Annotated in this window: 11 protein-coding genes and 1 pseudogene; 3 read left to right on the top strand and 9 right to left on the bottom strand. The window is 47.7% G+C overall.

Translation table 11 applies throughout. From position 1 onward, the window contains the following. Positions 1–20 precede the first annotated feature (20 nt). From ACFSW8_RS16585 to ACFSW8_RS16575, 3 genes are all read left to right on the top strand, one after another. Positions 21–1,592, top strand: coding sequence for a hypothetical protein (locus tag ACFSW8_RS16585; RefSeq protein WP_377087978.1), 1,572 nt, complete (start codon positions 21–23; stop codon positions 1,590–1,592). After that, on the top strand, positions 1,589–3,409 hold the full coding sequence (locus ACFSW8_RS16580) for a sulfatase (protein WP_377087979.1): 1,821 nt from the start codon (positions 1,589–1,591) through the stop codon (positions 3,407–3,409). Before ACFSW8_RS16585 ends, ACFSW8_RS16580 begins: the two co-directional genes overlap by 4 nt. A 65-nt stretch (positions 3,410–3,474) precedes the next feature. Continuing rightward, complete coding sequence (locus ACFSW8_RS16575) at positions 3,475–3,789, top strand: hypothetical protein (RefSeq protein WP_377087981.1); 315 nt, start codon at positions 3,475–3,477, stop codon at positions 3,787–3,789. Positions 3,790–4,100: 311 nt separating this feature from the next. On the opposite strand, the gene ACFSW8_RS16570 is transcribed toward ACFSW8_RS16575, so the two are convergent. The 9 genes and pseudogenes from ACFSW8_RS16570 to ACFSW8_RS16530 all read right to left on the bottom strand — a co-directional run bounded on the left by ACFSW8_RS16570 (position 4,101) and on the right by ACFSW8_RS16530 (position 15,124). Beyond that, complete coding sequence (locus ACFSW8_RS16570; protein ID WP_377087985.1) at positions 4,101–5,135, bottom strand: DEAD/DEAH box helicase; 1,035 nt, start codon at positions 5,133–5,135, stop codon at positions 4,101–4,103. Then, a complete protein-coding gene (locus tag ACFSW8_RS16565) occupies positions 5,129–5,653 on the bottom strand; it encodes a hypothetical protein (protein WP_377087986.1) in 525 nt (174 codons plus the stop codon). The genes ACFSW8_RS16570 and ACFSW8_RS16565 overlap by 7 nt, the downstream gene beginning before the upstream one ends. Before the next feature lie 496 nt (positions 5,654–6,149). Beyond that, on the bottom strand, positions 6,150–6,866 hold the full coding sequence (locus ACFSW8_RS16560; protein WP_377087989.1) for a DUF3800 domain-containing protein: 717 nt from the start codon (positions 6,864–6,866) through the stop codon (positions 6,150–6,152). A gap of 46 nt (positions 6,867–6,912) precedes the next feature. Next, positions 6,913–8,112: a restriction endonuclease subunit S gene (locus ACFSW8_RS16555; RefSeq protein WP_377087990.1), complete on the bottom strand. Its 1,200-nt coding sequence runs from the start codon at positions 8,110–8,112 to the stop codon at positions 6,913–6,915. A 2-nt stretch (positions 8,113–8,114) separates the two neighbouring features. Beyond that, positions 8,115–9,580 (bottom strand): annotated as a pseudogene (locus tag ACFSW8_RS16550) (class I SAM-dependent DNA methyltransferase). A 205-nt stretch (positions 9,581–9,785) separates the two neighbouring features. Beyond that, positions 9,786–10,391, bottom strand: a complete 606-nt coding sequence (locus ACFSW8_RS16545) for an HNH endonuclease family protein (RefSeq protein WP_377178796.1) — start codon at positions 10,389–10,391, stop codon at positions 9,786–9,788. Beyond that, entirely contained in the window at positions 10,375–11,703 is a 1,329-nt protein-coding gene (locus ACFSW8_RS16540; RefSeq protein ID WP_377087993.1) for an AAA family ATPase, read from the bottom strand. Before ACFSW8_RS16540 ends, ACFSW8_RS16545 begins: the two co-directional genes overlap by 17 nt. A gap of 89 nt (positions 11,704–11,792) precedes the next feature. Beyond that, positions 11,793–14,129, bottom strand: a complete 2,337-nt coding sequence (gene hsdR / locus ACFSW8_RS16535) for an EcoAI/FtnUII family type I restriction enzme subunit R (RefSeq protein ID WP_377087995.1) — start codon at positions 14,127–14,129, stop codon at positions 11,793–11,795. 29 nt (positions 14,130–14,158) lie between these two features. Beyond that, positions 14,159–15,124 (bottom strand): IS1096 element passenger TnpR family protein, encoded by a 966-nt coding sequence (locus ACFSW8_RS16530; RefSeq protein ID WP_377087996.1) that lies wholly within the window; start codon positions 15,122–15,124, stop codon positions 14,159–14,161. Positions 15,125–15,169 lie beyond the last annotated feature (45 nt).

Raw genomic sequence — 15,169 nt, 5'->3', positions numbered from 1 at the left:
GCAATGAAGTAAGAAGGAGTATGGTGGGTCTCAAACAGGCATTGAAGCCACTGGCTGTCCTCGTATGGTTATCTGGAGCTCTGGCATGGGCAGATGACGAGGTTACTGGCTGGGTGAAGGTGTTTGATGGTGATGCTAATTCGACTCTGACTGCTGGCAGCACGGCGTCTCCCGCGGTGAGTCGGGCACAAAAAACGAGCATTGTCTCTAAGATCTCATCTGTGACGCTGGAAGATGGGTATGAACTGACGCTTAGTGGTGAGATGACTGTGGGGGGGGCACTTGGAGAAGGCCAGTTCCGAGTAGGATTATTTGATGCGCCAGATCCGCTAGTTGCCACTGGTGGTGATGGTTATGTGGGGGTTTATGCATCTGAGCAGAGTATGCTCAAGCAAGATGGTGTTGGTGATCTTGTGCACCCTTTTACGGGAGGAGTGACTCTGGGGGCTGGTTCGGCCAGCGGTAGCTATCAAGCGAACTCACCCGTGTATTTCGAGTTGATCCTGAGGCGCAAGGGGAATGAGCTAACAGGGATTTCAAGTTTTCGTCAGGCCAATGGTTACTTAGCGACGAATCAACAAAGTTATGCGGCAAGCCATTTTATAGTGGATACTGTGGGGTTTCTACATGGGGGTGGTTTTGCAGACACTGAGTTGGCGTATAAGAATGTACGCGTTGCCTATGGTGAGTCTGCGTCAGTGGTCGATCTGATAGAGGATCGTGATGAGGATGGTATGCCAGATGACTATGAAGAATGGTATGGCTTGGATCCGGACGTCGATGATGGGGGGCTCTCGTTAGATGGTGATGGGTTGAGTAACTTAGAAGAATATTTGGGGGTGGATGGTATTGCTGAGACTGGGGATGAAACCTCTCCAGCAGTCTCAGACAGTGATGGTGACGGTAGTGATGATGGTCAGGAGAGACAGCTTGGAACTGATCCTAACACGCCAGCAAATGCAGAGCGTTTGTTTGGTATAGACTTCAACCGAAGTGACAGTTTGGGCACTCCCAGTCAGTCGCGCTTTCGGGTGATTAGTGGCTCTCAGAACTCGGCAGAGAATACGTCTGAGTACTGGAAAAAAATAGGTATGTATCAGGTGAAGGTGAGTCAAGTGGAGGGGGAGGCATTGCGTTTTTTGGGTGGGAATGGTGATAGCTCTCGTGCGATTCCTGGGGGGCAGTTATCGTGTTCCTACTTGGTAACTGATTTTGTGGGCACGACTGCTGAATCGGGGTTGCAGATCGAATTTTTCGGATTGCCAGCGGGTGTGTACTATTTTCGCTCATATCATATTGACTCATATACAGGCAGTGGATTTGGGTATGCGCAAGCGATGTCTCCAGAGTTGCGTAACACGGTGTTAGCAAGACATGGGGCAAAGGTGTTAGCTAACACTCAGCCAACCTGTATGGGGGTTTTAGGATTAAACACGACTTCACTTAATGATCGCCAGATACCTATGTTGCGTTTTGCTCTTCAGCACGATGGAGATGGGCCATTATCACTGCAATTATCGGGTGTGTATGGGGTAGGAAGTGTGCGGCATTTCCTCATCAATGGTTTTGAACTTTACCAATTGGCTCAATGATAAAGGCAATTTTATTAGCGTGTTCGGTACTGGTCCATGGAGTGTGGGCGGATGACCCACCGAATGTTTTATTTATAGCAGTGGACGATCTGCGACCAGAACTAGCTTGTTATGGAGAGAGTCATATGGTGACTCCGCATATTGACAAGTTGGCAGCGAGCGGACGATTGTTTAAGAACCATTATGTGGCGGTTCCTACTTGTGGAGCATCTCGTTATGCCTTGATGACTGGTTATAAGCCAACGACAGCGACTGATGGTAATGGGGCGTTCGGTCGGATGTCTGGAACTTACCCGTCAGAGCCTGAGAGTTGGGTGGATTTGCTGCGGAGGAATGGCTGGTACACGGTGTCGATGGGGAAACTAAGCCATGAGCCGGATGGTTATCGGTGGTCGTACCCTGGATCATACGATTACGGGCGCTATAAGGCGAACTCTGCGGATATGCCTTTTTCTTGGAATGAGATTGTCTGGGATCACGGAAAATGGGGGGCGACTTGGTACCCACTTTTTGCCTATGCTGATGGGACGGGTAGAGTGAGGTCTGTGACGCCTGCCTATGAGGCTGGTGTGGATGCTGATGGCCAATCCCTAGCAGATGATGCATATCCGGATGGGCAGATTACTGAGGCCGCGATAGAGAAGCTAAGAGAGTTTAAAGATGACGACCGGAGGTTTTGTTTAGCGTTAGGTTTTTTCAAGCCCCACCTACCCTTCAATGCTCCAAAAGCCTATTTCGATCTGTATGCTGCTGAGGGGCTACCGGGACCGAGTCCAGTCACTGCACCGAGTGGTGCGCTAAGTGGGACTGTGACGAACTCAGGGGAAGTGAATAGTTATAGCCAGCAGAATGACCGAGCAGCACTGCGTCATGCGTATTTTGCCTGTGTTTCCTACATTGATGCGCAAGTCGGGAAGGTTCTCGACGAGCTGGATCGGCTCGGCTTATCTGAGAATACGGTTGTTGTGTTATGGGGTGACCACGGGTGGTGTTTGGATGACTATGGAGTGATTGGGAAGCACAAGGTATTGGAGAGGTCGTTGCATGCGCCCTTGATCATTCGATCGCCAGAGATGACGAATCCTACAGCGTTTCGTGGGCAGCAGACGACTGGCGTCGTATCCACCATTGACATTTATCCGACCATTGCGGAACTCTGCGGGCTGCAAACGCCCGAGGCTGTGGATGGAGAATCGTTGGTTCCCATGTTACGAAATCCCTATGCACCGGGGAAGAATATCGCCTTTTCTTTATTTAACAATTTGAGTACTGTGCGATCTGCGGATTGGCGTCTGATCAAGGTGAGTGGTAATTATGACCTGTATGATCTGGCGAGTTTTCCATACGAAGTGGAGGATATTTCTGGGGAGAACCCGAGTGTGGTGAGTGAGCTAAGTACTCACATAGGACAGGCGGGTCAGAGGCAAGAGGGCATCCAGTATGCTGATTGGGCGAAGCAAAATGCCTTGTTATTGGAGAAGGGGGCAGACTCAGACTCTGATACGTTTACTAATCACCAAGAATACTTGATGGGTACCGATGCCTTGTCACCTCTATCAAGGCCGGGGCTAGAAGTCAGCTGTGAGGATCTGAGTGGTTATGGGTATGGTGAGCAAGATATCGTCATAAGCTACATAGCGTATACCAATAGGAATGATGGCGTGGTGGCGCCTAGTGGCTCCTATGATTTAAAAAACTGGCAGAGTGAGGATTTAACATTGCTGGATGTTGAGGAGTTGGGAGAGCATCGATACCGTTTCAAATTCCGGCACAGTGCGCTTGGGGATAAGGCATTTTTTCGACTTTGGTTTGAATGATAATTTTTGTCGGAGGAGTGTTCTTCATCGAATCTTAATGTTTGGTGGTTTAGCTTTTTCGAGCAATGAGGGGATGGATTAGAGTACTATGGAGCATCGTATGGTTATTACCGGGTGTTTGGGCAGCGGAGAAAACTGATGCGGACTACCCGTTGGGGAAGATTGGTGGGCGGTATTTCGCCCAGACTGACTCGCATATGATTCGGGTGAGTGAAGTGCTAGAGGGGGGGCCTGGTGACCTAGCTGGTTTGCAGGTGAATGATTATATTTATGGGGCATTTGGGGAGATCACAATATCGAGCAGCCTAGTCAACAAACCCAATTATACGATGCTTACCAAGGGCCCTGTGTTTATGCATAAGGATTTCTATTTTTTTTAAGCCTGAAGTCTTTCAGATTTCATGACGTTTTTTGCAAGTCCCCAGAGTTGGCTTTGCCACTCTGGGCTTGGTGCCGAAACCTCGTTGAGGTTTTTGAACAGTCTGATTCCATCTCTCGACTCGGAATAGACGAATGGGGTGTGGTTGAGTGTTGTGAAGTTTGCGCTGGGCGATTTTAGAATACATTGGATTAGCTAACAGAATATCATCGTTGTCATTGAGTTGTCCGGAGCGTGCGAGGCTCCTTCACTGCGCCTTGATATTCTGCAAGCTCATTCCGACCATTCGTCCATTGCGTTTGCTCAATGGTATTATTCGTTGATTGGTGAGAGGAGTCCTCCAAGTGTGGCTTGGTCGATTTTGAGTTTATTGGTTGATTGGCTGAGCAGGGATTCTACAAGTTTTGCTTTTTTTTCTTGGAGTTTTTGGATGTGTTCTTCGATGGTGCCTTGGCAGATAAGTTTATGGACGAAGACAGGTTTTTTTTGGCCAATACGGTAGGCGCGGTCGGTGGCTTGGTTTTCAGCTGCCGGGTTCCACCAAGGGTCGTAATGAATAACGGTGTCTGCAGCAGTTAGGTTGAGTCCAGTCCCCCCCGCTTTAAGTGAAATGAGGAAGACAGGGATGGTACCAGATTGAAATTGTTCGACGGGGGTGGAGCGATCTTTGGTGGAGCCTGTGATTTTTACAAAGGGGATGTTTTGTTTTTTGAGATGGCTCTCGATGAGATCGAGCATGGTGGTGAACTGTGAGAATAGGAGGATTTTACGTTCTTCTTCGATGAGTGTGTTGAGTAGATTGGTGAGGTAGTCGAGTTTGGCTGAGTCGATTACTTCCTGTGCAGCTTTGATTTTGAGTAGTTTGGGGTGGCAACAGATTTGGCGAAGTTTGAGCAGAGCATCTAGGATGAGGATGTGGGATTTATTGAGCCCTTGTTGTCTGATGGCATCACGCACGCGTTTGTCCATTGTTGCGCGGACGCTCTCATAGAGGTTCGTTTGAGCGTCGGTGAGTTGAACGAAATGGGGAATGATAGTTTTAGGGGGGAGTTCTTTGGCGACAACGTCTTTGGTTCGGCGCAGCATGAGTGGACCCACTCGGCGATTGAGGCTAGTTTGGCGGCTGGTGTCGCCATGTTTTTCGATAGGGTGGCGGAAGGTTGTATTGAAGTTTTTTTGGTTTTGGAGGAGCCCGGGCATGAGGAAGTTGAAGGTGCTCCATAGTTCACCGAGGTGGTTTTCCATGGGAGTGCCCGAGAGGCAGAGGCGGTGGTTTGCTTTAATTTCGTTGGCAGTTTTTGTCGTCTTAGCAGCGGTGTTTTTGATGTACTGGGATTCATCTAACACGATGATATGGTATTGCTGCTCGTGGTGGATGTCAGCATCGCGCTGGAGGAGAGGCCGCGTTTGACGTTAGTGGTGCTTATACTGAACTGTCCATCCTTGAGAATGCGGTCTTTTTTGGCAGTGATTTCTATGGAGTCGTAGTTATCGGATAGGATGTAAACGACGCGGTCTTTATAATTTGGGTCAAATGCATCATCTGTATCGCCACTGGTGGGTTGTGATTGTTTAATGAGGTTGTTATTGAGTTTTTCTATCCAGTGGCGGATTGCGTCATGTGAGCTGGGAGTGCCTTGAGTAAGTGCTGAGAGCTGAGATTCTAACAAAAAGAGGGCAGCAGCTGCATGTTTGCAGTATTCATAATCTGCACACTGGCAATTGATATCAAGAAGCTCTATATCGTTGAAAATGATGCCTGTTTGGTAGGTGTTTCTACGGCTCCCTTTTACACTATACTGGAAATAAAAAATGTTGGGGGGATCATTATGGTTAGTGTGAAGGGTGACATGACTCTTTTTCAAAGAGGAGCTTTCCACGCATGAGGCGCTTTTTCTCAAAGTTCTCTTTCCACTTTCCTGTGGATATGTACTGCTGCAGGGGGAAGGGTAGTGAATGTGGGTCTTTGATCATGGGTGCAGAAATCTACACAAATAGGGCTAATGTAAATGAATGATGAGTCGAGAGTTAAAATATGATTCATCACATTTGCGAGGGTTAACCCACTATGATTCCTATGATTTGTAATACCATTGAGCGAAACGGAATGGTATTAGCAGGCCAAAGTGTGGCTTGCTAGAGTTGGCTCTGCGGCGTAGGTGCCGAGCTGGCGAATCAATGGGTAGAAGAATGAGGGGACTTATAGCTTGCCCTTGAAAGCGGTGTCGAGGAGAAGGATTTTGAGAAGTAAAAAGAGCATAGCGCGCTTGCGTGGTTATGGAAGTTATGCTTAGTTGAAGTCGGGTTGGGAATTCTCAGCCGGCAATGAGGCTACGGGGAATACTCCGTGGCCCTTTGTTTTTAGTCTAGTTTGAATTCCACTTGTTCTATGGGCAACGAGAATACTTTCTTTTTTAGTATGTCGTAGGCGCGGTTTTCTTGCTTTGGTTTGAGTTTGGCTAGGCCAATCGGGCGCGCTACGAGATCCGCAAACTGAAGACCTGAGGAGTTGGCTTTTTTAGAAGCAAAGACGGGAATGAACGGGTAGCTCGATTGATGACGGTTATCCCCTGAACAGATGCGGCGGAATTCTAATTCGAGTTGGCTATCTTCTAGGTTTCCACGCTTTTCAAAGACCACATGCGTCACTTTTTCGTGTTCCTTGATTTTTTTGAGCATGGCATAGAGATCTTCTAAGCAATGCTGGACGGCAATGTGGTAGAGGTTGTCCTCTGGAAGGTGCTTTCCCTCTTTCAGAATCGTCTTAGAAATGACGGTGAATTTGGCTTGCTCGACCAAGTGGCTGAGCGATTCAAAAAAAGCGGTGCGTGTCTCTTTGTCCTTAAGGATGCTGAATGGGCCGAGTGACTTGCGAATCTCTCGTTCGTGCATGATCGCCATGTCATGGCCGAAGAAGCGGAATTTGAGCTCCTGTAGTCTAGGTGCGAGTTGTTTACAGTAGTAGCTTTTTTCAAATAAGCAGAGGGCTAAAACAAAGCAGGGATAGTTTGGGTCAGGATCGGGTGAAGCGTGACCGCTCTCATCGACATACACAATATACTGACTGAAATCCCTCATGGTCGTTTATATTGAGCTGATAAGATTAAGAGTTCAAGCTTGCCGCTCAGAGTTTGCCCTTGAAGGCGGTGTCGAGGAGGGAGGCTTTGAGGGACTCGAGGCGCTCGAGTTGCTGGCTGGTGGCGGTTTCGAGGGCGCGGCACTTGGCGGAGAGGGCGTCGAGCTTGGCGACGATCTTTTGCTGCTCGGCGAGGGGGGGGAGGGGGATCTGAAGTTCTTTGATTTGCTTGGTGCTTAAGTTCGGCTGGGCAGCTCCCAAAGCTTGTTGTAGATTTTCTTCTACTTTAGTTTCTAAAAACAGGAATACGAAATTTCTCAAAGTCTCGCATTTGATGATAAATCTTCCAACGCGCTGATTTTGAAGCAATCGTTTACCTGTATCGTTCATTGCTATTTTACCAGTTGTCGCGCCTGACATAGCAATGACAATTTCGTTTGGTTCAACATAAAATTGTTCTGTTTTGTCATTAATAGTATTGTCGGGAACATAAGTCATACGCCCATAATCAATACCTCCTTTTTGAATATTTGAAATTCGAAGAACAGGGACTCCACTATCGCAAAAATCTTTACTTTTGAAGGCATATCCGTTTTTGAAATCGACAATAGTTCCTAGCTCGGCCTTTGTTGAATCTAGTTGATCGAAGCAAAGATTGGAGCTGGCTTTTGAGAGGGCTTTGGATTGGGAGTGGGTGTGTTTGAGATGGGCGATGGCTTTGTCGATGCGGCTGAAGAGGGCATCGAGCTTGGCGACGATCCGCTCCTGCTCCGCTTTGGGGGGAAGGGGGATTCGAAATTTTCTAAGGTAAGTAAGTCCTACAAACTTTTGAGTGGCACCCTTGGCTTCTCCAAGCATTTTACTCAGTACTCTTGGGCTCTGTAGCACATATTTAAGGTGCTGCATGGTAGCTAAATCTGACTTTGGTTTGAATAAAGCTACATTTTTAATAGCAAAAGAAGGCTCTATATCGATGATAGTTGGGTTTCCAATGGTGCCAATCATAGCAAAAAGCATGTCTCCCTTATCAACCTTACTTCGTTTGTTGATAGCTTCGTAGTCAACTTCAGATATGAATTTAACTTTTTTAAAGTGTAGACCTTCGACGCCCAAATTTTTTGAGGTAATTAGAGGATAGCCTTCATCTTGGTATTTAGGTGAATCATGAGTGCCATCACGTACGTCGAAAACTTCAGCTATTTCCTTCCACTCCCACAGCTCGGGCAAGTCATCAAAATTTTGAGCCATGATTATTTTCCAATTAGGATTTCTAGCTCCGCAATCAACTTGTCTGTTTCTCGGTGCGTTTTCTGAATATCGCTGAGAATTTCCGCAGGACTGACATGCTTGGCTTCCACTTGCTTTGCTGGATTTTTTGCAGAGAGGTCGCAGTCATCGAGGAGTTCAGTAACTGGGACGGTCCACGACTTTTTCGTGGTTGGGCGGGTGCTGAAGAGGCTGACAAACTCTTCGAGGTGTTTGTCGGTGATGGGTTTGTTTTTGGTGAGTTTTTGGGCGGGTTCGCATTCGTAGTACCAGGTCTCGGTGGTGCCGCCGTTGCGGTCGAAGAAGAGGACGTTGGTTTTGACGCCTGAGTAGGGGAGGAAGACGCCTGCTGGGAGGGAGAGGATGGTGTGGACGTTGAAGTTCTCTAGCAGCTCTTTTTTGACGGCGGTGAAGGCATTGTTGGTCTGGAAGAGAATGCCTTCTGGGACGACGATGGCTGCCTTGCCGCCGAGCTTGAGCGACTTCATGAAGTGCTGGAGGAAGAGTAGCTCAGTAGCGTTGCTCTCGATGGGGAAGTTCTGCTGAATCTGTGCCTTTTCTTTGCCGCCGAAGGGTGGGTTGGCGAGGATGATGTCGTGGCGGTCTTTTTCTTCGATTTCACGGATGTTCTGCGTCAGGGTGTTGGCGCGGAAGAGGTTGGGGGATTCGATGCCGTGGAGGATCATGTTCATCATGCCCATGACGTAGGCGAGGGAGGTCTTTTCGTAGCCGAAGAAGGTGCTGTGGGTGACGAAGTCCCATTGCTCGGTGCTGAGCTGGTCGCGCTGCTCGCGCAGGTGCTCGAAGGCATCGATCAGGAAGCCGCAGGAGCCCGCAGCGGCATCGTAGATGGTCTGTCCCGCCTGTGGGTCGATGACTTTGACGATGGAGCGGATGACAGCGCGCGGGGTGTAGAACTCGCCAGCGTAGCCACCTGCATCGCCCATATTCTGGAGGAGGCCTTCGTAGACCTCGGAGAGCTCGAAGAGTTCTTTCTCAGACTGGAAGTTGAGCGAGTCGATGATGTCGAGCACTTCGCGGAGGGTGTGGCCAGAGGCTATCTTGTTATCGAGGTATTCGAAGATAGCACCGATCTTGTAGGCGAAGAGCGCGGATCAGAGGTGTTGCCCTTGAAGCTCTGGAGGTAGGGGAAGAGCTGCTGGTTGACGAAGTCCTTGAGGTCATCGCCGGTGCGGGCGGCGTGGAGATCGAGCTTGCCGTCATCGCCCTTCGGGCACGCCCACTGGCTCCAGCGGAATTCTTGACTTAAGACTGGGGAGAAATCATCGCCACTGAGGATGGATTCTTCTTCTTTTTTGAGCTCGTAGTCGTCGAGGAACTTGAGGAAGAGAATCCAAGAGGTCTGCTCGGTGTAGTGCATGGCACCGGAGATGCCATCGTCACGGCGCAGGATGTCAGTGATGCGGTTGATTTTCTGCTGTAGGGACATGAAAGAGTGATGAGTGATTTGAAATTTGTGATGGAGGTAAAATTACACTTAATTTGGTGAAAATTACGCTTAAGGAGTGTTTTGGTGAATGATGAGATGAGGAATCCTTTATTTTATATGGATCTTAGACCCAATCTCAAATTACACTTATTTTCGCAGGATTTACGCTTAAGACGTTTAGTGCGAGGCTTAGTTATGAGATGAATCACCCTTTGAGGCTTTTTAGAATGGAGACTAAAACAGGGGCATAGCTAGAAAGTGTACCATCTATTGGAGTGTCTAATTCCGCTATGAAAAGGTCAATTAAGTCGTTCTCGAGCAATTCAAGTTCATCAGGATTCTCACCACTGCCCCAAATGAGGGCATTAACCATGCCTTTACGTTCTTCTTTGAGGCTTTTCAGGTTGGTGGCTGAAATAGTCGTTCTCGCACTATCTGTAAGACCTTTGATTTTCCCAGAAAGGTAGTAAGTGATTTCGGTTTCACATGCGCCATCAAGTGGACTAATGCCAATGGCTTGATTATTCCTAAAATCGTTGCAGCGCCCTGATAGCCGGCAGCTTGCAGTAATGTTGCTGTAGTCTAATTGATGCTGAGGAAAGTGATCTCGGTCTTTCAGGTGCTCATTAGAGCTATCGTCAATGGTGATGCTGCGGCAGCAGTAGCAGCAGAGGCCAAGTTGTTCGTCGATACAGGATTGACGAATGGCTCGACGTTCTGGATGAGGTAAATCCGAGTATAGGCTATCTGGATTACCTCGTTTCCATGTGGTAAATTCTGAAGGCTCTATGCCCTTATTGATTTGCCTCATTGATTTTTGATTTTCGTTTAAGGATCAATTCAAGTTTTGCTACTTCAAGATGGTTGGTAGGAAGGTCTAGGCGGAGGTCTTTCAATCTTTCTTCGGCGAGGTCGAGTTCATTGTCCTGAATTAATTCGTATATGGTGTCGATTGCATGATCGACTTCCGCATTGCGGACAGGAACTCCCATTTCTCTGCTTAGAACGAGGTTTGCATCCAATCCATAGAGATTTTCTACGTGTCTCATTTCCCCGTTATCGAGCATGAGAGTATTGACATTTTTGGGATCACTAATGACTAGAGGAGAATGGGTGGTGAGTATGAATTGGCACTTTGGGAAGGCCCTTCTAAGATTTGTAACGATTTTGCGCTGCCATCTAGGGTGGAGATGCATGTCAACCTCATCGATGAGAATGATACCATTTCCATGAAGTGGGTTTTCCAAGCTAGGGTTCATCATAGCCAAGCGCCGGCTGATATCACCAACCAGAGCCATTAAAGATTTTTCGCCTTGAGATAGTTGGCGAACATCAAGTTCTTGGCCTTCTTTATCTACTAACATCCGGAGTGGAGATCGTTTTATACGAAGATTTGTAAAGCTCTCCATAAATAGTGAGATAGCTTCTCTAACAGCGTTTAGCTGTCGATCCTTTCTATTTTTGATGTTTGCTTCAAATTTTTCCCATTCTGGTTCAGGCATATCTAAAAGCTCTTTTAAGCTATTTAGGGCTTCTAGGGAGAGAGTGTTTTCATTTTCTGCATCTTCCCGCTCTCTGAACCATTCAAAAAAACGTCTGAAATCAACACCAGCTGAGAGGGCCTGATCATAACCGTCTACTTGTCCAAAAGTGTGTTTGGTTCGAATTTTTAATGGTACTTCAACAACGACTCTTTCTGTTGAGTAATATGCAATTAAGGGGAGGTTGGCTGTATCTGGAGTCTCAGATAGAGATGCGCGCAGATTTTTTGCTAATTCAGTGGCGTTTGCTAATTCAGTGCTTGATTGTGCCTTACGGCCTTTGCGTGTTTTAGCAATTTGCCATTTGAATTGTGTAGAGTTATAACCAACCGAAATTGCTGTAGTCGCGGTGCTCTCACCGTTATGAATTTTTAGTTCATCAATTGGAGATCCTTTGCCTTCTTCTCTTAAAATGCGGGCAGTAAGCCAACTGAGGGATGTCACCACTCCTTCAATGATACTTGTTTTTCCCGAGCCGTTATTACCAATAATTACTGTCGTATCATCATGCTTGTAGTTGAAATCAATTTCAAGGGATTTGAATCCTGCGAAATTAGTGAGTTCTATGGAGTCTATTTGCATGATACTGAAATGTCCGTATTTATAAGGCTATCCTAGCTGGATCTGGCGTTGAGAATGCTCATTATTAGGTAATTTGCCAAGGTTTCGTTTTAAGCGCAGTGATAGAGTACGTGTTGGAGGGCGAGGAATGCGTCGAGGACGTCTTTAGGTGAGCCGCCGAAGGCTTGTTTGAGGTCGGCGAGTGTACCGAGTTTGGCTTGTTCGATGAGGTGGTTGAGACGCTTGCGGGAGAGTTCATCGATGCCCGTCATTTCGTAGCGGAAGAGGATGAACTCGAGGAATGCCTGAGCATCTGCGTGAGGGTACTGAGAGAAGAAGGTGGTATTTTGCTTGGTGGAGAGGACCCGCTCGCTGCGCTTGCGGAGTGGCTTCTCGTGACTGAGGAAGGTGAGGATGTCGAAGAGGTCGCAGGCTTCCGCTTCGAACATGGCGCGGAGGGTCTTGAGCTGATCGGAGTCGAACCCATGCTGGGCGAGCTGGATAATGAAGTCCTCGCGCTTGTCGGGGTGCGACCAGATTTCTCTGAGTTCTTCGACGCTAGAGAAGAGCTGCGGGAGCTTGAACATGAGCTGCTCGACAAATTGCTGAGCGGTGAGTGGGCGACCCGTGTCATCGATATAGCGGATTTCTACGTCGATGACTTTGAGCTGGCGCGTCGGGCTGAGCGAAACGGTGAGCTTTTCTTTTTCGAGAGGGTCGGGTTCACCTACGATTGGTGGCTGGTTGCCATCAGGCTCTTCACCTGGTTTACTCGGTGGTCTTGGTTGTTTCGGCTCAGGTTCTTCAGGGTCGCCGTCCCAGTCCTTGTCATAGAAGAGGTTGGTGGCTCCGCGAAAATCGATGATGGTGAAGTAGTCTTTGCCATCGAAGACGCGCGTTCCTCGGCCTACGATTTGTTTAAACTCGACCATGGAGCCGATGTTACGATCGAGCACGATGTTTCGGACATTGCGGGCGTCAACACCAGTGGTGAGCATCTGGGAGGAGGTAAGAATGGTGGGGATGTCTTTGTCGTTGTCTTGGAATTTCTCGAGAAGTTCACGCCCGGTTTTGCCTTCATCGCTGGTGACACGCACACAGTAGTGTGGGTCTGTAGGGCAGCCGAAAGCGGCTTTGTGTTTGTTGATCATGTCACGCATGGTGAGTGCGTGGTCTTGGTTGACACAAAAGATGATGGTTTTCTCTAGGGCGTTGATCTGTTTGAGAATTTCTTTGGCAACAAGTTCAGTGCGCTCGTCTGCAATGATCTGAGTATCGTAGTCCTTTACTTCATAGAGATCTTTCTTGGCTTCACCTTTCAGAATGAGATCACTTCCAGTGAGCACGAGTTCATCGAGATTGGTGCGCACGCGTTTGACTCTGTAGGGGGTGAGAAAGCCGTCGTTGATGCCGTCTTTGAGTGAATATTCGTAGACTGGTTCACCGAAATAGCTGTAGGTATCAACGTTGTCAGTGCGCTTGGGTGTAGCTGTGAGTCCGAGGTGAACAGCTGGAGAAAAATGATCGAGGATGTCGCGCCATGACCCATCGTTCTTCGCGCCTCCACGGTGGCATTCGTCGATGAGGATGAGATCGAAAAAGTCTGATGGGTATTTCTTATAGTAGCCACCAATGTCTTCATTCTCTGCATTTTTACGTTCAGCTAGAGCCTGATAGATGGCAAAGAAAATGTGGGCATTCGTGGGGACTTCGCCATTACGCCGACGGACTTCATCGCCATCGATTTTGATGAGGTCGTTTTCGTAAGGGTTGAAGGTATTGATCGCCTGGTCAGCTAGTATGTTACGATCTGCAAGAAAGAGAATACGCGGCCTGCGTGCGCCAAATTCTTGGCGATTCCAGCGGGATTGAAAGAGCTTATGTACGATCTGGAAAGCAATGAATGTTTTTCCAGTGCCTGTAGCGAGAGTGAGAAGGACGCGTTCCGTTCCATTGCCAATGGCATCCGTTGCGGCATGTACTGCGAGCTCTTGGTAGTAGCGTGGGGTCTTGCCACTTTCTAGTTGGAACGGTGTGTTACGAAGCGTTTCCGTGATGGAGGTATTATCGCCAGTAATACGATCTAATAGTTCATCAGGAGTAGGATAGGTGTCTATGTAATTCCCTGAGCCAGTCTTCAGATCCATTTCGTAGATCTGTGTGCCGTTGGACGAATAGACGAAGCGAATCTCTAACTTTTTAGCGTAGTCGATCGCTTGTTGGAGCCCTTTTGTCGGGTGTTCGGATTCTTTCTTAGCCTCGATGATGGCAAGGAAGTGATTTCCTTTATGTAGAAGGTAATCGACGAAGCAGCGAGAGCCGCGCTTTTGACCCGCGAGTTTACGACCATCGGTAAAATAGTATTCGCGGGTGATGAGTGACTTGTTCCAGCCTGTGGATTTGAGGGCTGGGTCGATATAATTGGCTCTAGTGTCAGCTTCTGTCATTTATGGGAGGCAAAACGGATTACGAATTGTTAGATTGGGAAGCCGAAGACGTCTTCGATGTCGATATTTGGGTCGTTGTATTTTTGGGAGCGCTCCAGCCATACATTCTTCATTTCTTTGATGGTAAGGAGAAGTTCGGTGTAATCATTTTTTGTGATTTTACCTTTCTTTTCAGCCCAAGCGTAGAATTTCTTGAAGCTGGTAATGTTTTCTTTGATAGATTTTTCATCTGACCACATGCATTTGCGGATGAACCAATTACCTAGATACTCATCGATGAATGAAGGATCGTCTGTGAGGGAAAGTCCCTCGTAATTGAGCAGGAAGTCATTGCCGAAAAGGAGGACATTTCTACAGTGCTTATTTACGGTCGCTTGACTGACCTTGTTGTCGAGTTGGTAAATGGCGAATTCGTCGACAAGCTTTGAGTTGAATTCAAAGATGCGCTTGTACTCGGTTGCTTCGTCATCATATTCCTCGATGTGATTAGAGTTTTGAGCTGATGTGTTAGAATTGAAGTTTATAATATTATCGGGAGATTCCTCACCCTCTTCCCATGGTTCCTCCCAATCTTCGTCGAGTGGTGGGTATTGTACGGGGAAGTCACCTTTGACTTCTAGGATCTCTGGTTTGTGCTTGCGGCTGGTGGTAGTTTCGATGTTCTGACAAGTGACTGGAAAAAGCCAGTCATCACCGTAGTCGAAGTGGAAGAGCATGGTTTCCTTTTCTGAGAATGCCGCAAGGACTGGTGTGGTTTCTACACCTGTATCAGATGCTAACTTACCTTCGCCTTGATCGGCAAAGAGCGTGAACTCTTTAGTTTCATTTCGGTCGTAAGGGCCTTGAGGGCTACTATGGAAGCCAAAGGCGTGATCAAGATCGAATCCGATAGCTTCTAATAGAATAGCTGCGAGATCGAATAGAGATGTGTTCTTAGTGACCCGGACGCGGGCAAAAGAGTCATTATAGGAAATGCTAAATGTATAGTAAGTCATGTGTGTTTGCTAGAGCTAAATGTAGGAGGAGGGAATGAAAAGTAG

The organism is Rubritalea tangerina (assembly GCF_042683245.1).
Taxonomy (GTDB): Bacteria; Verrucomicrobiota; Verrucomicrobiia; order Verrucomicrobiales; family Akkermansiaceae; genus Rubritalea; species Rubritalea tangerina.
The sequence above is the reverse complement of the archived record's forward strand: the minus strand, read 5'-3'. Positions and strand labels throughout refer to the sequence as shown.